The sequence below is a fragment of the Marivita sp. genome (assembly GCF_965656765.1).
Classification (GTDB): domain Bacteria; phylum Pseudomonadota; class Alphaproteobacteria; order Rhodobacterales; family Rhodobacteraceae; genus Marivita.
Genome location: NZ_CBFHLV010000060.1, coordinates 1 through 20,420 on the forward strand (window position 1 = coordinate 1; position 20,420 = coordinate 20,420).

Below are 20,420 nucleotides of genomic sequence, written 5' to 3' on the forward strand. Positions count from 1 at the left end.
GCGGTGAAGAGCGTCAGGATGTCCTCACCCCGATTGCTAAGCGGCGGCGCGGTGATCTTGAGTGCGGCCAGACGGTAATAAAGATCAGGCCGAAGCGCTTCTTCAGAGGTGCGCCCCTCATCTTGCAAATTGCTGATCGCGACGATCCGCGTCTCTGGCGGAGTGCCCTGATCATTGATCATGGTCAACAGACGCGCTTGCGCGGCATCAGAAAGCGCCTCTACATCCTCAAGCACCAAGGTGCCGCCGCGTGCCTCTTCTACAGCTGGCAGACGATTGTCTTCGGGCATCATTGGGCCAAAGATCCGCCGGATCAGCGTGTCCTCGTCCATTGCCGCACACGAGATCAGAACGAACTTTTTGCCTGCCCGGCTGCCCACCGCGTGCAGCGCATGCGCGACAAGCGTTTTGCCAGTGCCGGTTTCACCGTCGATCAGGACATGCCCGTCGGCCTGCCCCAAATCTAGAATGTCCTCACGCAGACGCTCCATTGCCGGGCTTGCTCCGATGAGTTTGCGCATCATCTGGGTGCCATCGCCCAACTCGCGGCGTAGGGCCCGGTTATCAAGCGTCAGGCGGCGCGCATTTGTCGCTTTCTTTGCCAGATCGGACATGCGGTCCGGGTTGAACGGTTTCTCCAGAAAATCGAATGCGCCAATGCGCATCGCCTCGACTGCCATAGGAACATCGCCATGGCCTGTGATCATGATGACCGGCAGCGCAGAATCCGAGCCCATCAGCTTGCGCAGCAGTTGGATACCATCCATCCCCGGCATCTTAATATCCGAGATTACAATCCCCGGGTAATCCGCCCCAAGCGATCCAAGCGCCTCTTCAGCGCTGGAAAAGGTTTCGGTGTCATAACCCGAAAGCGCGAGCCATTGGCTGATAGACTGGCGCATATCCTTTTCGTCATCAACAATGGCAATCTTCATGGCTTTGCCCATGGGTTCACTCCGCCGCCTGCGTTTGGTCGTTCAATATCGGCAACTGCATTTCGAACACCGCACCACCTCCTTCGGCGTTGCGAGCCAGCAACCGTCCCCCTAGGTCGTTGACGATCCCCGAGGAAATGGCAAGCCCCAGCCCAACGCCATCGCCCGGTTGCTTGGTCGTGTAAAACGGTTCGAACAATGCTTCGAGGTCTTCGATACCATGCCCATTGTCGCGGATGGTCAGGGTGGCAGTTTCACCACTGGCCAGAATGATCTCAAGTTGCGGGTCAGACACAGTCTTGGTGGCATCCAAAGCATTGCGCAGCAGGTTGATCATCACCTGTTCTATGCGCATTCTGTCGCCCATAACCAAGACCCTGTCTTCGGGCAGAATCTTTGTAATCTTGACCTTCCGGGATTTCAGCTGTGGCTCCATCATCGACAGGCTGGAGGCCAGCGCATCGCCCATGTTTACGGGGGAAAACGCCTCTTGTCCCTTGCGCGCATAGCTTTTGAGTTGCCGTGTGATACCGCCCATGCGCTCGATCAGATCATCGATCCGCGAAAATGCGGCCAGCGCCTCTTCTGACCGATTGCGGCGCATCAAAAGCTTAGCCCCCGCAAGATAGGTTTTCATCGCCGCCAGCGGCTGGTTCAACTCGTGGCTGACCGCGGCCGACATCTCGCCCAAAGCGGCAAGCTTGGAACTTTGCGCAAGGGTCTGTTCGGCCACCGCAAGGGTTTCCTGGACCCGTTCACGTTCGGCGATTTCCCGCTGCAGCCTTTGGTTCAATGCGCGAAGCTCTGCCGATTCGCGTTGGAACAAGGCCATGCGCAACGCTGTCCGGCGGCTCAAAGCATAGAATGCTAGCGCCAGCAGAATCGCAAACGCCATAATCTCAAGCGCGAGCACCGCATTCACCCGTTCGCGCACGCTGGCATAGGTGGTGAAAGAGACCATATTCCAGCCGCGAAACGGAATGCGGCCTTCGATGCTCATCACCGCTTCGCCTTGGAAGTACGCATCAGCCGGAAGCGCTGTCCAATCGGCTGTGGCGCGGATCGCGCGTTCAATCGCGCTATCTGCAGGTTGCCGCTCAAGCGCCGTTTCGACGGTCTGGCCACGCCATCGTGGCTCAGTGGCGAGGATGATCTCACCTTCACTGTTGGTGACCAGAACTGCATCAGAAATCCCGGCCCAAGCGCGTTCGAACTTGGCCAGATCGACCTCAACCACGATCACGCCGATGGATTGGCCCTGACTTTCGATGCGGCGGGAATAGCTGAAGTTGAAGCTGCCCACCTCTTCGCGTTGAGACGTGAAAACGGTGGCGTTCGACCGCAAGGCTTCAACGAAATAGGCAGCGCTTCTATGCAATTCGCCCAACCGTTCACGACTGGTGGCCGCCACTGTCCGCCCCTCGCGATCCAGCAGCATCAGCGATGCCGCGCCAATCTCATCGACAAAGGAAATCAACCGCTGTGAGCTTTGTGAAAAATCCGCCGAGTTGAGCGCGCCGATCAGAGCTGGGTCGCGCGCCAAGAGCTGTGGCACAATCGCGTTGCGGCGTAGCTCGGATACAAGGTTGCCGGAATAGAGTGCCAGCCGCAGTTCGGCGCGATTGCGGGTGCTTTCAGTGAAGCGGTCAGTCAGAAAGCGGTTTGTGACAAAGACCGTGGCCACCGCAACAGCCGTCAGCAATGTCAGTGCAATACGCACGCGCCAGGACAGGGAACCTGTCCGGGATGGGTGACGTATTACTGAAGTGCCAGTGGCCATTGCGCCAAGATATGCAAAAGCCGCGCGCCTCTCAAGCGCGTGGCACACACAGCTGCGTCAACCGGCGCTATGCCGCTGCCAGAGCGCTGGCGATGCTTGCAAACATCGCTTTGCCATCTGTGCCACCATGTCTTTCGTCCGCCGCCCGTTCCGGATGCGGCATCATTCCGAGCACACGGCGATTGGACGACAGAATACCCGCAATATCACCGGTGGAGCCGTTTGGATTGTCGCCATACCGAAAGGCGATACCGTCTTCTGCGGTCAGTTGGCTGACAATGTCGTCAGACGCAGTGTAATTGCCATCGTGGTGCGCAACCGGAATGCCAATTTCCTGACCAAGCTCATATCCACTTGTGTAGACGCTATCCGAGGTGCCAACGACCAGTGGCACAGTCCGGCAAATATACTTAAGCCCCGCATTGCGCAGAAGCGCACCAGGCAGCAATCCGGTCTCGGTCAAAACCTGGAACCCGTTACAAACGCCCAGAACGAACCCGCCCCGATCTGCATGTGCTTTGACTTCGGTGCAAATTGGGGAATTGGCGGCAATAGCGCCGCAACGCAGGTAATCGCCAAAGGAAAATCCGCCTGGGATGCCGACGATGTCGATATCTTCGGGCAAGGACGTATCCTTATGCCATACCATGTCGACCTGACATCCCGCTTCGCGGAAAGCCACGGCCATGTCCCGGTCGCAGTTCGATCCCGGGAAAACAACAACAGCAGCGCGCATCAGCTCATCTCGATCTGGTAGCTTTCGATCACTGTGTTCGCGAGCAGTTTTTCACACATCTCGCGCACGGTGTCTTCCGAGGTACCATCCGCCAGATCAAGCTCGATCACCTTACCCTGACGCACCTTGTCGACACCGTCAAAGCCCAGCCCTCCAAGCGCGTGGCGCACCGCTTCGCCTTGCGGGTCAAGAACCCCGTCTTTCAGCATCACATGCACACGTGCTTTCATGATCGTCTCCGCCAGCTTTGGGGGCATGACCATCCCCCTTCTTCTTTTTCCAAATATGCACACGCAACGCCCACCATGGGCGCAACGTCAGTTGATGAGTTTCGGCTTTTCCATTGGGGTTGCGTTCTGTGGCATGACGCCCAGACGTTTGGCCACTTCAGTGTAGGCATCGGCCAGATCGCCCAAATCGCGTCGGAACACGTCTTTGTCCAGCTTACGTCCGGTTTCGATGTCCCATAGGCGGCAGCTGTCGGGGCTGATTTCATCCGCCACAATCAAGCGCTGGTAGTCTCCGTCAAACACGCGGCCGATTTCGATCTTGAAATCTACCAGCTTGATGCCGACGCCATACATCAGTCCGGACATGAAATCATTGACCCGCAACGCGAGGCTGAGGATGTCGTCCATGTCCTGTTGGCTGGCCCAGCCAAAGGCGGCAATATGCTCTTCTGTGACAAGCGGATCACCCAGCTTGTCATCTTTATAGCAATACTCAACGATAGGGCGCGGCAGCGGAGTGCCTTCTTCAATACCCAAGCGCTTTGCCATCGTGCCAGCGGCAAAATTGCGCACAATCACTTCAAGCGGGATAATTTCGCACTGACGCACCAGTTGCTCGCGCATGTTGAGCCGCTTGAGAAAATGGGTCGGCACTCCGATGGAGTTCAGGCCGACCATGAAAAACTCGCTCAGGCGGTTGTTCAACACGCCCTTGCCATCGATCACATCACGCTTTTCGGCGTTAAAGGCGGTCGCATCGTCCTTGAAATACTGGACGATTGTGCCCGGCTCCGGGCCTTCATACAGGATTTTGGCTTTGCCTTCGTAAATCTTTTTGCGACGGGCCATGTGGGGTCTTTCTGTCAATGCGCCTGTTGGCACGAAAAAACTGCTCGCATCGCCGTTCGCGTGTCCAAAAAACGGCGGCGTTTGTTTGCCTCTTAGTGCATGCTGGGTCATGCCGCAAGCAACGCACGCACTTGAACCGCACGGCGCGTCAGGCCATACCAGAGGCAACACAAACACTTCCCTGGGAGAACGCCCTCATGTCGACATTCGATGATCGTGAAAACGCCTTTGAGAACAAATATGCCCATGACGCGGAAATGCAGTTTAAGGCTGAGGCCCGCCGCAACAAATTGTTGGGTCTTTGGGCCGCAGACCTGTTGGGCAAATCCGGTGACGACGCTGCTGAATACGCCAAGGAGGTCGTGAAAGCCGATTTCGAAGAAGCCGGGCACGAAGATGTGGTCCGCAAAGTGTCGGGCGATCTGGGCGGCAAAGCCTCGGACGACGAGATTCGCGCCAAGATGGCCGAACTTATGGTCGTCGCCAAAACGCAGATCATGGCCGAAGGCTGATCCTCTCACAGAATTACACCGCGCGTCCGGATCAACGGGCGCGCTTTGCTATTCAGAAATATCCAAGTTGAGGTCGCATGTCGCATATCGTTCTGGTCCGCCATGGACAGGCCAATACCGGGGCCAAAGACGAAGGCGGTTACGACAAGCTTAGCCCACTGGGCCATCAACAAGCGGGTTGGCTGGGCGATCATTTCCGGCACAAGGGTGATGTCTTTGCCCATGTCTGGACTGGCACGCTGCGACGTCATGTTGAAACCGCCGACGGAATTGCTGCCGACACACCCGGCCCAATAACCCGCGATGACCGGCTGAACGAGCTTGAATACTTCACGCTTTCCCAGCTTTTGGCAGATCAGCACGCGATCACTCTGCCCAATACCCGAGAAGGGTTTGTGCGGCACCTGCCCTGTTTGTTCGGCCATTGGCGCGATGGAAAACTTGAGGGGGCGCCAGAGAGTTTTTCTTATTTCGAGACCCGTGTACGCGATGCCTTGGCCGAGATCAGTGCGCAGCCGGGCCGATCACTGGTCGTCACATCAGGTGGATTGATCGGCATGGCGATGCGATTGACACTAGGCTTGGACATGCCCGCGTTTTGCAACGTGTGCCTGTCGATCCAGAATACGTCTGTCAGCTCGTGGTTGCCTCTAGAGGGACAGCTGGCCTTGACCCAATTCAACGCGTTGCCGCATCTGGACACACCGGACAGGCTTTTTGCTCAGACGCATATCTGATTGGCATCGACATTGATGAGTGCGCTGTCGCGCACACAAGTTTACTCGGTCCTTGCGCTTCGCGCTACGGCCTCGGATTTGCCTCCGGCGGAGGTATTTTTGACCCGAAGAAGCATGAGACAGGGCTTTTGTCCGTCAGTTGTGCTGGCTAGGGTGCGGCGAGTCGGAGTGAGGGAATAAGATGACCCATCTGTGGGTGCGCGCGGAAAGTCGCGAGAATGAAGAGCGTGTGGGTGTGTTGCCTGACGGTGTGGAGGCCCTAATCGCCCAGGGCATGACCGTTACCGTTGAAGACAGCCCGACGCGGGTGATTCCAATTGCAGAGTTTGAAGCGGCAGGGGCCACGATTGCTGCCGAGAGTGACTGGGTGAACGCGCCAGAGGATGCGATTATTTTCGGGTTGAAAGAATTACCGGATAATAGTTCCGCCTTGCGACATCGCCACATCATGTTCGGTCATGCCTATAAGGGTCAGCCTGCCGGGCAGCGTCTGTTGTCGCGGTTCAAGGCGGGTGGCGGCACGCTTTATGATCTTGAATACCTCGAAGACGCAGAAAGGCGGCGCGTGGCGGCGTTTGGGTATTGGGCGGGCTATGCCGGAGCCGCGGTGTCCTTGCTGGCGTATGCGGCACAGCAGGCCGACGCGCCCTGCCCGTCCGTTAACACTTGGCCCTCGTCACAGGCGATGCGCGATGACGTAAAGGCCGCTTTGGACGGAGCCACGCCCAATGCGTTGGTGATCGGCGCTTTGGGGCGCGTCGGCACCGGTGCCAGTGATCTTTGTGAAGAGGTCGGTTTAAGTGTCACCAAATGGGACATGGCGGAAACCGCGCATGGAGGCCCATTCCCCGAAGTGCTTGATCACACGTTGTTTTTCAATTGTATTCTCGCGCGGCCCGGCACACCTGTGTTTATCCCGACCGATGCCAGCGAAACGTCTCGCAGGTTGCGGGTGATCGGTGATATTGCCTGTGATCCCGATAGCGATTTCTCTCCGATCAAAGTCTATAATCGAGTTACAACCTGGGAAGTGCCGGTTCTGCGGGTCTGCGACGCGCCGCCGCTTGATGTAATGGCGATCGACAACCTACCCTCGTTGATGCCGCGCGAATCCTCAGAGGACTTTGCAGGCCAACTTCTGCCACACCTCAAGACGCTGACGGACATCGACAGCAGCGTTTGGGCGCGCGCGAAGACTTATTTCGACGAACATATCCAAAAGGTGACGACATGACGGTTCATTGGTGTGGCACAGGCCTTTCCTCGGTTCCCGGGTTGCGACGGTTGATGCAAAACGACCATGCCGTCACCGTATGGAACCGCACGGTGGAAAAGGCGCGAGCGGCGGTTGGAGACCTGATCGACGATATCCGCGCCTTCGACCCTGCCGCGTTGGCTGACGTTGTGACCAAAGGGGATGTCGTGGTGTCAATGCTGCCTGGTGATTGGCATGTCCAATTGGCCGAGTTGGCGATCGACAAAGGCGCACATTTCGTTTCGTCGTCTTATATCGCACCAGAAATGAGAGGGTTGGACTCGGCTGCCAAAATGGCTGGTGTCGCTTTGGTAAACGAGGTCGGCTTGGACCCGGGAATCGATCATTTGATGGCACACCATCTGGTCGCGGATTACATGAAGAGTAACGCCTATAATATTGATAACGTGATCTCTTTTAAATCATACTGTGGTGGTGTGCCAAAGGTTGCCAACGCGTTTCGCTACAAATTCAGCTGGGCGCCCGTCGGGGTCCTCAAGGCCCTGCGGTCGCCGTCGAAATCCATCCGGCACTTTACCGAATTAGAGATCAAACGCCCGTGGGATGCAATCAGCCGCTATGACGCGCCACTGCCTCAGCCCGAGGCCTTTGAGGTCTATCCAAACCGCGACAGTCTGCCATTCATGGCTGATTACCGATTTGATCCCCGCTGGAAAGTCAAAGAATTCGTACGCGGAACCTTGCGCCTGAACGGCTGGACCGAGGCCTGGGCGGATGTCTTTGCCGAAGTGGGCGCTGCGGATGATGCAAGATTGACCGAGATGGCCGAAGATCTATTGGCCAAGAACGCCTATGCCGAGGGTGAGGCAGATCGCGTTGTTTTGTGTGTCGATCTTTTGGCCGAAAAAGACGGCGAACCGGTCTGGCACAAAACCTACGTAATGGATGCGTGGGGGGATGCACGCGGGACAGCGATGGCGCGGCTGGTTTCAGTGCCCGTATCGCTGGCCATTGAGGCGGTGATCAACCGCGAAATCCCGCCAGGGGTCAGCCCTGCCCCGCATGATCCTAAACTGGTCGCACGGTGGTTAGACGAAGTTCAAACGCTGGCGCAGCACTTGATGGTCGTCGATCATTTGAATTAAGCACAAAGGCTTTTCCAAGCGCATTTTTGACGTCCATTGGAAAGGACATAGAGAAGCGGCCTTGAGGCCGCTTCTTAGAATATTGGAACAAGTTTAGTCGCCAAACACGCGGGCGAAAATCGTGTCCACATGTTTGGTGTGATAACCAAGATCGAACTTTTCTTCGATTTCTTCCGGGCTCAGCGCTGCGACCACGTCCACATCCGCCAAAAGCTCTGCCTTGAAATCTGTCCGGTGCTCCCAGACTTTCAACGCGTTGCGTTGCACATAGGCATAGGCGTCTTCGCGACTAACACCTGCCTGTGTCAGAGCCAGAAGCACACGCTGAGACATCACCAAACCTGGGAACTTATTCATGTTTTCCAGCATGTTGTCCGGGAAGATCAACATCTTGTCGATGACGCCGGTCAGTCGTGCCAAGGCGAAATCCAGCGTGATCGTGGAGTCTGGACCGATCATGCGTTCGACAGAAGAATGCGAAATATCGCGTTCATGCCAAAGCGCGACGTTTTCCATCGCAGGGATCACGGCCGCGCGCACCATACGAGCCAATCCTGTGAGGTTTTCGGTCAAAACCGGGTTCTTTTTATGCGGCATCGCCGAAGAGCCTTTTTGGCCCATCGAAAAGAACTCGGCGCCTTCCAGAACTTCGGTCCGCTGCATATGGCGGATCTCAATCGCGATGTTTTCCACCGACGAGGCGATGACACCCAGTGTTGCAAAGAAAGCCGCATGACGATCACGGGGGATAACCTGAGTACTGATTGGTTCTGGCACCAAACCCAGCTTTTCACAGACATGCTCTTCTACTGCGGGATCAACATTGGCGAATGTTCCCACAGCACCGGAAATCGCGCCGGTTGCCACTTCGGCACGCGCATCGCGCATACGGCTGAGGTTACGGTCCATTTCAGCGTAGAACCGCGCAAAAGTCAGGCCCATCGTCGTCGGCTCAGCATGAATGCCATGTGAGCGGCCAATACGCACGGTGTCTTTATGTTCAAACGCCCGACGCTTGAGCGCAGCCAGCAACCCTTCAAGATCGGCGATCAGAATGTCGGCGGCGCGCACGAGTTGCACATTAAAACAGGTATCGAGTACATCGGACGATGTCATTCCCTGATGCACAAAGCGCGCCTCGTCTGATCCTACATGTTCGGCGAGATGGGTCAGGAACGCGATGACGTCGTGTTTGGTCACAGCCTCGATTTCGTCGATCCGTGCCACGTCGAATTCCACATTTTTGGCTTTCCACACGGCCTCGGCATTTTCACGTGGGATCACCCCCAGATCGGCCATTGCATCGCAGGCGTGGGCTTCGATCTCGTACCAGATGCGGAACTTGGTGGCGGGTTCCCAGATGGACACCATCTCGGGGCGGGAATAACGGGGGATCATGCAGGCGATCCTTTCATCGGTTGGCTTGCGGAATTTTGCCGCAGTCCTAGACTGCTGGCCGATGCGCGACAAGAGAGGCCAACCTGAATGAGACGCTTTGCCCTGACCCCATTTTTGCTGTCGTGCGCATGATCGGTCAGACGGCTCTGGGGTTGGTTGCGTTTAGAGGGGCATGGGACCTTGCTCGGATCATCACAGATCACCGGTCAGGCACCATGAGCCGGTTTGACGGCACGGCAGTTTTCACACCAGATGACGACGGTCTTTCCTATTTTGAGTCCGGTCAGCTTTACCTGCCAGGACAATCGCCGTTCCAAGCTGAACGCCGTTACCACTGGCGCGAGGTTGAGGGCGTCATCCATGTATTTTTCGACGATGGACGGTTCTTTCATAGCTTCGATGATGCGCACCCAGCCGCCACGCATTGGTGCGATCCCGATACCTATGATGTGGCGTATGATTTCACCGAATGGCCGAAATGGCGCAGCACTTGGAATGTCTTGGGCCCAAGAAAAGCCTACGAAATGATCAATGACTATACTCGCACTGCAGTATGATGGCGTAAGGTTTTGCCAAATTCACGAAGCGTGCTACCGTAAGATCACCTAAAACAGGAGAATGACTGTTGACCATCAAGATGCTTCTGACGACCGCTGCTTTGACGCTTGCCACGGCAACGTCCAGCTTTGCGTCCTGCCAATGGGGACATGAAGAGGCCAAAATGACCTGCTCACAAGGCATGGTGTATGACGCGGATTCCAATTCCTGCAAGGTTGTCAGCGGCTAAACCTGACATCACAAAGACTTCTTGAGGGCGGCCATTTTGGCCGTCTTTTTTTTGCGCATCGCTTTTCTTGTGCAAAGTGGCGCAGTTTGGAGCATCATCCTATAGCAGCCACTGACACTTTCTTAACATCCTCCGACTATTCCTTTGGGACACAGATGGAGACTGGCAGATGTCACAGCTGACGACGATTTCAGGCCCTTCGTTAGACGCGCCGCCGCCCGGGCCGGTGACATGTTTGTCCCGTCGCGCAAAAGCAGCAATTGTTGTGCAGTTTATCCTTAAGGAAGGCGCGGATATTCCCCTGACCGCGTTACCCGAGTATCTTCAAATGCAATTGACCCAATTGCTGGGCGAGATGCGCTATATCGACCGTCAGACGATGAATACCGTGATTTCCGAATTCACGGACGAACTCGAATCGATTGGCCTGTCATTCCCCGGTGACATTGCAGGTGCCTTGTCTGCCTTGGATGGCAAGATCAGCGACCAAACCGCCCACCGACTGCGCAAAGAGGCCGGTGTTCAACAGACCGGCGATCCTTGGAAACGCGTTGCCGACCTGCCAATTGCGCGGTTGCAGGACTTCGTGTCGTCGGAATCGATACAGGTCGTCGCTGTGATGGTGTCAAAGCTCGACGTGTCCAAAGCGGCTGACCTGCTTAGCAATCTGCCCGGTGATGTCGCGCGGCGCATCACCTATGCCATGTCGATGACCGACGCTGTCACACCTGATGCCGCAGACCGGATCGGGCTCAGCCTTGCGAGCCAGATGGATTCCGAACCGCCCAAGGCCTTTCGCTCTCACCCGTCCGAACGGGTTGGCGCAATCCTCAATTTCTCCCGCGCGGCCACGCGGGAGGATTTACTGACAGCGCTTGATGAAGAGGATAAGGGCTTTGCCGACGAGGTGCGCAAATCAATCTTCACCTTCGCACATATCCCAGAACGTATGAGCGCCATTGATGTGCCAAAACTCACCCGCGATCTGGAACAAGACACGCTTGCAAAGGTCATTGCAGGCGCCGTAGCCGAAGTAGATAGGGCCAGCGTAGATTTCATTTTATCAAATATTTCCAATCGGATGTCAGACACTCTTCGCGAAATGTCTCAAGATTTCGGTGACATCAAGCCAAAAGAGATTGAGGCGGCAATGAATGCCGTTGTCCGGGTGATCCGTGATTTGGCAGACAGTGGTGAAATTACGTTGAACACATCCTCAGAAAACGAGGATTAGGCCTTGATCACCGACCCTGAGTCCTTTCGAAACACAAAGCAGCGGTCACGCCGCACGGTCAGCCACATGACTGTACCAGGCTTGGGAAGAAAGACATTGGGTACGGTTGCGCGGATCATGCTTTGATCATGGTCCATACGGAACTCGACAAGACTTTCTGATCCCATGAACCGCGCGCGTTCGACCACAGCCCGCGCAGGGGCACCGGCCAATGGCGTAGGGTTGGGCCCGCGCCCATGGCGGTCAAAGTCGATACCGACATGCTGAGGGCGAAAGACAATCTCGACTTCGCCTCCGTCGGGCACACCCGGCGCAAGGAATTGGCCGAAGGGTGTGTCAGTCAAAGCGCCGCGCACCGTGCCCGTCAGCAGGTTGATGTCGGAAAAGAAGGCAACTGCCGCTTTGTCCGCGGGCGCATTGTAGATGTTATAAGGCGCGCCGCGTTGCACGATCTGGCCATCGCGCATCAACGCGATCTCATCAGCCATGCGCATGGCCTCTTCTGGTTCATGCGTCACCAAAAGAACCGACGTGCCTTCGTCCTTCAACAAAGCCAGTGTTTCATCCCGGATGCCATCACGCAAACGATTGTCGAGGCCCGAAAACGGTTCGTCCATCAACATGATCGACGGGCGCGGTGCAATCGCACGGGCCAACGCCACACGTTGCTGTTCACCTCCCGACAACTGATGTGGGTACTCATTGATATAATGCGACAGACCCACCCGTTCGAGCAGCTCGCCCACGCGAGGCAGCTTATCTTTACGCGATCCGGTCAGGCCAAAGCCCACATTGTCCCCCACCGTAAGGTGTGGAAACAGGGCAAAGTCCTGAAATATCAGACCGATAGAGCGCCGTTCTGGTGGCACGCGAAACACCGTATCGCAGACCAATTGGCCATCGACATGGATCGTGCCGCTGCTTTGCATATCGACACCAGCAATGATCCGAAGCGTTGTGGACTTGCCGCAGCCGGACGGCCCCAAAAGGCATGTCACATTGCCCGGCTGGATGACCAACGACACGTCATCTACCACGCGTTTGCCGTCGTAGTCGCGCACGATATTGCGGATTTCCAGCCTTGGATGGGTGCCGGTCACTGCTGCCTCACGATTTTTCCGAGTAAAAGTATCGGATTAGCCTATGTCAGGTAGCAGCCTGATTGCACAACGACAACCCCTCAGCTCCGCGTTGTGCCGTCACCGACCACGATGTATTTGAAGCTGGTCAACTGCTCTGCCCCAACAGGCCCGCGCGCATGCATCTTGCCCGTCGCAATGCCAATTTCGGCGCCCATACCGAACTCTCCACCATCGGCAAACTGGGTTGAGGCGTTCCGCATGAGGATGGCACTGTCGATTCTTTCGAAAAACCGGTCCGCCGTCTTGTCGTTCTCGGTCAGGATGCAGTCTGTGTGATTCGAACTGAACGTATTGATATGCTCAATCGCTGCATCCACATCGTCGATCACTTTGGCCGCGATGATGCTATCAAGGTATTCGCAGCCCCAGTCTTCATCGCTGGCCGCGACCGTTCCATCGATGGCGCGCAAAGTTGCATCTGCACGCACTTCGACGCCTGCTTTCAGTAACGCCTTGATGACGCCCTGCCCAATCGTGTCGACGACATCTTTGTGGATCAACAGACATTCGGCGGCGCCACAAATCCCGGTGCGGCGGGTTTTCGCGTTTAAGATCACGTTCAACGCCTTGACCGGATCCGCGTCTTTATCGACATAAATGTGCACAATGCCTTCGAGATGGGCAAAAACCGGAACCCGCGCCTCGCGCTGAACAAGACCGACTAGGCCCTTGCCGCCGCGTGGCACGATCACGTCAATGAAATCAGTCATGGTGAGCATTTCGCTGACCGCAGCGCGGTCGCGGGTGGGCACCAGTTGAATCGCATCTTCGGGCAACCCAGCTTTGCGCACGCCGTCGACCAGGCAGTCATGAATGGCGGTCGACGAATGAAAACTCTCCGACCCGCCGCGCAAGATCACCGCGTTTCCAGCCTTGAGACACAGCGCACCAGCATCCGCCGTTACATTCGGGCGAGATTCGTAGATGACACCAACCACGCCCAACGGCGTGCGCACGCGCTTGATATGAAGACCAGATGGACGATCCCATTCCGTCATCACAGCGCCAACGGGATCGGTCTGTTCTGCCACAGCACGCAAGCCATCGACAATGCTGCGAATGCGGTCTTCGTTAAGCATCAGCCGATCCATCATCGCGTCACTCAGGCCCTTTTCACGCCCATAATCGAGGTCCTTGGCATTCGCGTCGATAATCGCGGCGCGGTTTTTCCAAACTGCCTCGGCCGCGCCAATCAGGGCCGCATGCTTGCGTTCCGCCGACGCAAAGGCCAGTTCCCGCGCCGCCGTTTTGGCGCGTGTGCCGATGTCATGCATGAGTGCGGGGATGTCTGTGAGGTCTTTCATCGGTCTCGCCCTTGCAGAAGTCAGAAGTGCATATTTGGAAAAAGAAGAAGCAGATCAGATCGCCATATCATCGCGGTGTATTACCACAGCCCGGCCCGGGTAGCCCAGAATTTCCTCGATCTCGGCCGAATTGTGCCCTTTGATCGCCTGTGCTTCGGACGCGGTGTAACGGCTGAGGCCCATACCAAGTTCGCGCCCCTCTGCGTTTTTGATCATGACCGGATCACCACGACCGAACGTGCCTGCCACAGATACGATTCCTGGTGGGAGCAGCGATGTGCCGCGCTGAACCGCCCGTGCAGCCCCGTCGTCGATGGTCAGCGCGCCTTGCGGTTTCATCGCGAGGATCCAGCGTTTGCGTGCCGCGTGCGGATCAAGCTGCGGCGTAAACCAAGTGGCACGCGCGCCCTCGTCCAGAGCTTTGAGCGGAGACAGGCGCGACCCTTCGGTGATCGCCATTGCGCAGCCGGACGCCGTGGCAGTTTTGGCCGCCATCAGCTTGGTCTTCATGCCACCTTTGGACAGGCCAGAACCCGCATCGCCTGCCATTGCCTCGATGTCGGGGGTGATCGCGTCAATGATCGGAAAGTGATGCGCGGAGGGATCTTGCATCGGATTGGCGCTATAGAACCCGTCAACGTCGGAAAGCAGGATCAGTTGATCCGCGCCCACGGTGGCCGCAACCTGCGCAGCGAGGCGGTCATTGTCACCATAGCGAATTTCATCGGTCGCCACGGTGTCGTTTTCGTTGACGATGGGAATAACACCAAAGCCGATCAGTGTCTCTAACGTCGCCCGGCTGTTGAGGTAGCGCCGACGGTCAGCGCTGTCTTCGAGTGTGACCAGCACTTGAGCCGTGGTCAGGCCATATGGATCAAGCGCTTCTTCATAGGCACGGGCGAGCCGGATTTGACCGACGGCAGCGGCCGCTTGTGATTGTTCGAGCGGCAAGACGGTTGGCGGCAGGCCCAATACACCGCGCCCCAGCGCGATAGAACCAGAAGACACCAAGATCACATCCGTGCCCCGCGCCTTGATCCGTGCTACGTCTTCGGCCAGCGACAAAAGCCAGTCGCGGCGCAGTGTCCCTTGGGTTTTGTCGACCAAGAGCGCCGAGCCGATTTTGACAACCAGTCGGCGCGCATCGCCTAGGGTTGCCACGGCTCGGCCTCCTCTGTCGCCTGTTCCCGCTTGCGGGTGATTTTGACGTGTTGCCGCAAGGCACGCAGCACGTCTGTCAGACCTTCTTTTGAGACACCAGACATCAGCATGACAGGGTGACCCGTCTTGGCCTCCAGCTCTTCTTTCAGGAAGGTGCGTTCTTCATCATCCAGCGCGTCGATCTTATTGAGCACGGTGACACGCGGCTTGTCTGTTAGCCCTTCGCCGTAAGCGTCGATCTCGTCGATGATGGTCTGGTAGTCCTCAAGCAGTGTCCCCGAGGTGCCATCAATCAAATGCAGTAAGGCCGCGCAGCGTTCAACGTGGCCCAGAAATAGATCCCCAAGGCCCCTGCCCTCATGCGCGCCCTCGATCAGACCCGGGATGTCGGCCACGACGAATTCGGCATCATCAACGCCGACGACACCCAGGTTCGGATGCAGCGTGGTGAACGGATAATCCGCCACCTTGGGTCGCGCATTGGACGTGGCTGCAAGAAAAGTTGACTTACCGGCATTGGGCAGGCCCAAAAGCCCAACATCCGCAATCAGCTTAAGCCGTAGCCAGATCGTGCGCTCGACACCCTCTTGCCCGGAATTGGCGCGGCGAGGTGCCTGATTTGTGGACGTTTTGAAGTGCAGGTTGCCCCAGCCACCGTTCCCGCCCCGGGCAAGCAAAACGCGCTGGCCCAGTTCAGTCATATCCGCGATTACGGTTTCTTCGTCTTCGTCAAGGATTTCGGTCCCGACCGGCACTTTGAGGACAATGTCGCTGCCATCCGCACCGGTCCGTTGGCGGCCCGCACCCGGGCGGCCATTGTCGGCAAAGAAATGCTGCTGATAGCGAAAATCGATCAGCGTATTCAGCCCATCAACCGCTTCGGCCCATACGTCACCGCCACAGCCGCCATCGCCGCCATCGGGGCCGCCGAATTCGATGTACTTTTCGCGGCGAAAGCTGATGCATCCATTTCCGCCCGATCCCGAGCGAATGTAGACTTTGCAGAGGTCGAGGAACTTCATGTGTTAGCCTTTGATCGAGCCCATGCGCGGTCTAAACGGTTTGCGACCGCGCGTCAGCCCATACGTTTCAGATAGGTCCAGGTTTGGACACTTGTGTTTCTGGCGATGGAAAAGGATTCCGCGTCGCCGATATATTCAAAGCCGCAATGCGTCAGCACACGCGCCGAGGCCGGGTTGTCCTGAAACACGCTGGCGAACATCGTTGCGTTGCTTAGCGGGTTGGCCGTGACTAATGCCTGAACCGCCTCGGAGGCGAGGCCGGTGTTCCAAAACGGTGGTGCGACCCAGTACCCGACTTCGGATTGATTGCGATCCATCCGCTTGAGCGTGATTACCCCCATCAGTTCAGGCGCGTCTGCGGCAGTGCCATCCATCGCCCAAGCGTCTTCGACCCGATCTGTGGCGGACATACGTTCAATGAATGCCTCGGCAGCGCCGGGCGGATATGGGTGCGGCAGATTTGATGTCATTGTCGCCACCCGCTTCTCGCTGGCGTAATGCGTGATCAAGCCAGCATCAGAGGCCCGTAACGGGCGCAGGATGAACCGGTCGGTGGTAACGACTGGTTGGTCGGCGATGGGCGTGTCGTGAATCATCTGCTCTCTCCTCAACGCAGATACCGTATAGGGCGGCGCAATCCCGGAACAGCAAAGGGGACCGGCAACTGCGCCGATCCCCTTTTGATTTCTAAAACCTTAAGGTCGGCTTACTCTGCGGCCTCCGCCACTGGCAGAACCGAAATAAAGGTGCGGCCTTTAAGGCCTTTGTGGAACGTCACGCTGCCTTCAACTTTTGCAAAGATCGTGTGATCCTTGCCAAGGCCCACGCCTTCGCCCGGCCAAAACTTTGTGCCGCGCTGACGTACGATGATGTTACCGGGAATCGCAGACTGGCCACCGTAGAGTTTGACGCCAAGACGGCGTCCGGCAGAGTCGCGACCGTTGCGGGATGAGCCGCCTGCTTTTTTATGTGCCATAGGTCAGGTCTCCTTACTTCGATGCCAGTTCTTTGGCTTGTTCGATCCAGCCTTCACGCTCGATCCGGCCCTTGAAAGACAGCTTTTCGCCGAACTCTTCGACGTCAGCCTCTGTCCAAGCTGCGATCTGAGCAAAGCTGGTGACGCCTGCTTCGATCAGTTTCTTTTCAAGCGCCGGGCCTACGCCGGACAGCTGCTTAAGATCGTCCGCACCAGCAGCAGCGGCTGCCTTGGGCGCCTCGGTCTTCTTTTCAGCTTTCGGAGCGGCAGCTTTCTTGGGCGCAGCAGCGGCAACAGCCACACCTGCAACAGAGCCTGCACCGACTGCAGCTTTAATACCGGACTTGTCCGCGCCGGACGCAAGGATGTCCGTAACCCGCAGCAAAGTGAGCTGCTGACGGTGACCCTTGGTGCGCTTGGAGCTATGCTTCCGGCGACGTTTGACGAAATTGATAACCTTTTCGCCTTTGATCTGATCCACAACTTCGGCCTGAACGGCAGCGCCGTCCACCAAAGGTGCACCAACGACAACTTTGTCGCCACCCAGCATCAGAATATCATTGAACTGGACTTTCTCGCCTGCATCGGCTGCCAGCTTTTCGACGCGCAGTGTATCGCCCGATTGGACTTTGTACTGCTTGCCGCCGGTTTTCATGACCGCGAACATCGTGTCTTTCCTTTGTCACCCGCGTCCTGTGGCCCCGCATCTGCGGTGTTTGTGGGGGGTATCCCCGCCTCGAACGGCGTGCCCCGTCAGGGACAGAGTTATCACCAAAAACAAAAGGCGGGACCGAAGCCCCGACTTTGCGTGCGCGGCTTATGCTGTGGCGCGCTGCGTTTGTCAACGGGCTTTGCTGCCTAAAGCTCTTGCACCTGCATTTGCCGTGCGACCGCCATGCCAAGCGCATATGAGATATCGTCATACATCTTGTTGAACCCGGCAAAAAGGGCGCGGTTCAACGCGCGGCCCGCATCCGTACGCGACAATTCGGTGTAGTCTTGTACCACGCCATCTTCGAGCGGCCGATATGCCATAAGAAGAAACGCAAAGACCCACTCGCGGGTGTCAGTGCGGGTTTCTTCCTCAGAGGACCAAACCTCGGTCAGAATATCGGATTCGCTCATTTGAAGCGCACCACCATCCACCAGGCCCAAATAGAACATGTAGTTGGCATTCAGCGCCCCCACGAGATTGGCCTCGACCAGATCATTTGTGTCAACAAAGTCTGAAATGGTCGCCAAGGGTTGAGAGTCAGTCCCTTCAAGATCCAGAAAGGCTGCGCGGGCGGCATCCTCGATCTCTTCCTCTCGCATCGCATTGCGCGCGCTGAGTTCAAGACTGACGATCTGCTGGCCGGTCTCAGAAGTGAAAAACTCTAAAAGAGGCTCAGGATTTGCATCCCCAAATTCAGTGGCAAACACCTCTCGCACAGTGGCAAGCATGCGCTCTTCGTCATAAATTCGCTCAACTGTCGCGTTCCAGCCACCTGTGGCACCGCCCGGGATCATGTCTTGCGCCAGCGTATCGCCATATTCGATACCCTCTTCGCGCATGATCTCAACAATCTGCGGAACCCCCAGCGCATCAATCAGGTCATCTGTCGGTGTCGCCCAAGCGGGCAATGACCACGAGAGAACAGCCAGTCCCGTCGCTGCTGTCACCATCAGATTGCGGATCATATCAGGGCTCCTTGCCTACTTGCTTTATACCTATGGCGGGATGCAGCCATTTCCAACCCAGCACATCAAAACTCGGTGCGCTGAAATTGGTGTGAAATAGAGGTTGCACCCAATTGATGCAAAAGCTAAACGCCCCATCAGACCCCCGCGGAGAGGTGCCGGAGTGGTCGAACGGGGCGGTCTCGAAAACCGTTGTGGGGGCAACTCCACCCAGGGTTCGAATCCCTGTCTCTCCGCCAGTTCTGGCCCAAAGCGACCCTTCTCAACATACTGATAGTAGGGCGTAATTCGGCGCTTTCGCGCTGATGGCGGTGTTTGGTCCGCTTGATTTGCTACACATTTTGCACCACAATTTGCTGCACAAATGGGGGATTTCTCCGCCATGAGCATCGCGAAACGAGGCCGTCTTTATCATCTTCGCCGCCGCGTTCCGCGCCGGTACCGGAGCATCGAGCCGCGCGAAACCGTCTGGATCAGCCTGCACACCGACTCGGAGACCATCGCTCGGAGCAAGGCGGATCGGGCGTGGTCCCAGATGATCGAAGCCTGGGAAGCGCGTCTGGCCGGGAACAGCACAGACGCGGAAGCCCGTTACGAAGCCGCCCGCGACCTCGCCCGGGCGCGGGGCTTCCGGTATCTTGACGCGGATAATGTGGCCAAACTGCCGGTCGAGGACGTTGTAGAACGCGTCGAGGCCATTCCGGGCCCCGCGAACCAGCCTGACCCGGTGGAAGCCGCTGCCCTTCTCGGAACTGTCCCCGAACCCCGGATCACGGTCACCAAGGCGCTGCAACTCTATTGGACGCTCGCGAGGGAGAAGACCTTTGGCAAGAGTGAGGACCAACTTCGCCGCTGGGAAGCGCCGCGCAAGAAGGCGGTGAAGAACTTCGTCGCGGTCGTCGGCGACAAGGAAATCGCCAACATCACCCGCGACGACATGCTGGACTTCCGCCAGCACTGGCTCGACCGGATCGAGGCAGGCGAGGTCACGGCGAATTCGGCCAACAAGGATCTGATCCACCTGGGCGACGTGTTGAAGACCGTGAACACGATGAAGCGGCTTGGACTGGTGCTGCCGCTGGGCGAGTTGTCCTTCAAGGAGGGCGAGAAGCTGACGCGCCCGCCATTCAGCGAGGAGTGGATCAGGACGCGCCTGCTCGCCTCAGGCGCGCTGGACGGGTTGAACGGTCAGGCCAGCGCTCTGCTGCTCGGGATGATCAACACGGGCTACCGGCCCTCCGAAGGCGCAGCGCTCACGGTGGACACGATCCGGCTCGACTGCGACGTGCCGCACATCTCCATCGAAGCGGAGGGGCGGCAGTTGAAGAGCCACTACGCCCGCCGCGTGATCCCGTTGACGGGCGTCTCCCTTAACAGGTCGCTGAAAAAGTCGCTGAGCCGGAACGCTTTCCCGTCATCAGGTCCGGTTCGACCGATGGGTCATGTCTGTCGGCGCGTCCACGGCTCGCTTCTGTGTCCATGTTTCCCGTCATGCCCCCAGCAACCTTGGTAGCCGGGCAAGGTTGTTGGCGGCCATGGTCAGGATGAAGCGGGATCGGACGCGTTCGACGCCCCG

At 57.4% G+C, this 20,420-nt stretch carries 22 protein-coding genes and 1 tRNA gene; 9 read left to right on the forward strand and 14 right to left on the reverse strand.

The window, feature by feature from the left end:
- The 5 genes from ACTG4M_RS14035 to purC all read right to left on the reverse strand — a co-directional run.
- Window positions 1-947: sigma-54-dependent transcriptional regulator (locus tag ACTG4M_RS14035; protein WP_439124292.1), on the reverse strand; the 947-nt coding region annotated here is incomplete at its 3' end.
- Window positions 948-951: 4 nt separating this feature from the next.
- A complete protein-coding gene (locus ACTG4M_RS14040; protein WP_439124293.1) occupies window positions 952-2,715 on the reverse strand; it encodes a sensor histidine kinase in 1,764 nt (587 codons plus the stop codon).
- Between the two features lie 67 nt (window positions 2,716-2,782).
- Window positions 2,783-3,451: a phosphoribosylformylglycinamidine synthase subunit PurQ gene (gene purQ, locus ACTG4M_RS14045; protein WP_439124294.1), complete on the reverse strand. Its 669-nt coding sequence runs from the start codon at window positions 3,449-3,451 to the stop codon at window positions 2,783-2,785.
- Window positions 3,451-3,681, reverse strand: a complete 231-nt coding sequence (gene purS, locus ACTG4M_RS14050) for a phosphoribosylformylglycinamidine synthase subunit PurS (protein WP_439124313.1) — start codon at window positions 3,679-3,681, stop codon at window positions 3,451-3,453. The genes purQ and purS overlap by 1 nt, the downstream gene beginning before the upstream one ends.
- A gap of 87 nt (window positions 3,682-3,768) precedes the next feature.
- Window positions 3,769-4,530, reverse strand: coding sequence for a phosphoribosylaminoimidazolesuccinocarboxamide synthase (gene purC, locus ACTG4M_RS14055; RefSeq protein ID WP_439124295.1), 762 nt, complete (start codon window positions 4,528-4,530; stop codon window positions 3,769-3,771).
- Window positions 4,531-4,727: 197 nt separating this feature from the next.
- On the opposite strand from purC, the gene ACTG4M_RS14060 reads away from it, so the two are divergent.
- The 4 genes from ACTG4M_RS14060 (at window position 4,728) to ACTG4M_RS14075 (ending at window position 8,140) form a co-directional block, all read left to right on the forward strand.
- Window positions 4,728-5,042: a DUF1476 domain-containing protein gene (locus ACTG4M_RS14060; RefSeq protein WP_439124296.1), complete on the forward strand. Its 315-nt coding sequence runs from the start codon at window positions 4,728-4,730 to the stop codon at window positions 5,040-5,042.
- 77 nt (window positions 5,043-5,119) lie between these two features.
- Window positions 5,120-5,779, forward strand: coding sequence for a histidine phosphatase family protein (locus tag ACTG4M_RS14065; RefSeq protein WP_439124297.1), 660 nt, complete (start codon window positions 5,120-5,122; stop codon window positions 5,777-5,779).
- 181 nt (window positions 5,780-5,960) lie between these two features.
- Window positions 5,961-7,013 (forward strand): saccharopine dehydrogenase, encoded by a 1,053-nt coding sequence (locus tag ACTG4M_RS14070; protein WP_439124298.1) that lies wholly within the window; start codon window positions 5,961-5,963, stop codon window positions 7,011-7,013.
- A complete protein-coding gene (locus ACTG4M_RS14075; protein WP_439124299.1) occupies window positions 7,010-8,140 on the forward strand; it encodes a saccharopine dehydrogenase family protein in 1,131 nt (376 codons plus the stop codon). The genes ACTG4M_RS14070 and ACTG4M_RS14075 overlap by 4 nt, the downstream gene beginning before the upstream one ends.
- Before the next feature lie 93 nt (window positions 8,141-8,233).
- Here ACTG4M_RS14075 and purB read toward each other — a convergent pair whose 3' ends face one another.
- Complete coding sequence (purB, locus tag ACTG4M_RS14080) at window positions 8,234-9,538, reverse strand: adenylosuccinate lyase (RefSeq protein WP_439124300.1); 1,305 nt, start codon at window positions 9,536-9,538, stop codon at window positions 8,234-8,236.
- 128 nt (window positions 9,539-9,666) lie between these two features.
- On the opposite strand from purB, the gene ACTG4M_RS14085 reads away from it, so the two are divergent.
- The 3 genes from ACTG4M_RS14085 to ACTG4M_RS14095 all read left to right on the forward strand — a co-directional run bounded on the left by ACTG4M_RS14085 (window position 9,667) and on the right by ACTG4M_RS14095 (window position 11,559).
- Complete coding sequence (locus ACTG4M_RS14085) at window positions 9,667-10,095, forward strand: DUF6314 family protein (RefSeq protein ID WP_439124301.1); 429 nt, start codon at window positions 9,667-9,669, stop codon at window positions 10,093-10,095.
- A gap of 68 nt (window positions 10,096-10,163) precedes the next feature.
- Window positions 10,164-10,325, forward strand: a complete 162-nt coding sequence (locus ACTG4M_RS14090) for a chitin-binding domain-containing protein (protein ID WP_439124302.1) — start codon at window positions 10,164-10,166, stop codon at window positions 10,323-10,325.
- Window positions 10,326-10,494: 169 nt separating this feature from the next.
- Complete coding sequence (locus ACTG4M_RS14095; protein WP_439124303.1) at window positions 10,495-11,559, forward strand: flagellar motor switch protein FliG; 1,065 nt, start codon at window positions 10,495-10,497, stop codon at window positions 11,557-11,559.
- On the opposite strand, the gene ACTG4M_RS14100 is transcribed toward ACTG4M_RS14095, so the two are convergent.
- The 8 genes from ACTG4M_RS14100 to ACTG4M_RS14135 form a co-directional block, all read right to left on the reverse strand.
- On the reverse strand, window positions 11,556-12,659 hold the full coding sequence (locus tag ACTG4M_RS14100; protein ID WP_439124304.1) for an ABC transporter ATP-binding protein: 1,104 nt from the start codon (window positions 12,657-12,659) through the stop codon (window positions 11,556-11,558). The two genes, ACTG4M_RS14095 and ACTG4M_RS14100, sit on opposite strands and share 4 nt — an antisense overlap.
- Window positions 12,660-12,739: 80 nt before the next feature.
- Window positions 12,740-14,005, reverse strand: a complete 1,266-nt coding sequence (locus ACTG4M_RS14105; RefSeq protein WP_439124305.1) for a glutamate-5-semialdehyde dehydrogenase — start codon at window positions 14,003-14,005, stop codon at window positions 12,740-12,742.
- A gap of 54 nt (window positions 14,006-14,059) precedes the next feature.
- On the reverse strand, window positions 14,060-15,166 hold the full coding sequence (gene proB / locus ACTG4M_RS14110) for a glutamate 5-kinase (RefSeq protein WP_439124306.1): 1,107 nt from the start codon (window positions 15,164-15,166) through the stop codon (window positions 14,060-14,062).
- A complete protein-coding gene (gene obgE, locus ACTG4M_RS14115) occupies window positions 15,154-16,188 on the reverse strand; it encodes a GTPase ObgE (RefSeq protein ID WP_439124307.1) in 1,035 nt (344 codons plus the stop codon). Before obgE ends, proB begins: the two co-directional genes overlap by 13 nt.
- Window positions 16,189-16,241: 53 nt before the next feature.
- Window positions 16,242-16,784, reverse strand: a complete 543-nt coding sequence (locus ACTG4M_RS14120) for a GNAT family N-acetyltransferase (RefSeq protein WP_439124308.1) — start codon at window positions 16,782-16,784, stop codon at window positions 16,242-16,244.
- Between the two features lie 110 nt (window positions 16,785-16,894).
- The gene (gene rpmA, locus ACTG4M_RS14125; protein WP_439124309.1) at window positions 16,895-17,164 is read right to left on the reverse strand and encodes a 50S ribosomal protein L27; all 270 of its coding nucleotides are present in this window, start codon (window positions 17,162-17,164) and stop codon (window positions 16,895-16,897) included.
- Window positions 17,165-17,177: 13 nt separating this feature from the next.
- Window positions 17,178-17,831 carry a 50S ribosomal protein L21 gene (locus tag ACTG4M_RS14130; protein WP_439124310.1) on the reverse strand — a complete coding sequence of 218 codons (654 nt, stop codon included), beginning with the start codon at window positions 17,829-17,831 and terminating at the stop codon, window positions 17,178-17,180.
- Window positions 17,832-18,022: 191 nt separating this feature from the next.
- Window positions 18,023-18,844, reverse strand: coding sequence for a DUF2059 domain-containing protein (locus ACTG4M_RS14135; protein WP_439124311.1), 822 nt, complete (start codon window positions 18,842-18,844; stop codon window positions 18,023-18,025).
- A gap of 149 nt (window positions 18,845-18,993) precedes the next feature.
- Here ACTG4M_RS14135 and ACTG4M_RS14140 point away from each other — a divergent pair.
- Both ACTG4M_RS14140 and ACTG4M_RS14145 read left to right on the forward strand, forming a co-directional pair.
- Window positions 18,994-19,083 (forward strand) — tRNA-Ser (locus ACTG4M_RS14140).
- 125 nt (window positions 19,084-19,208) lie between these two features.
- Window positions 19,209-20,357: a DUF6538 domain-containing protein gene (locus ACTG4M_RS14145; protein ID WP_439124312.1), complete on the forward strand. Its 1,149-nt coding sequence runs from the start codon at window positions 19,209-19,211 to the stop codon at window positions 20,355-20,357.
- The last annotated feature ends 63 nt before the right edge of the window (window positions 20,358-20,420 follow it).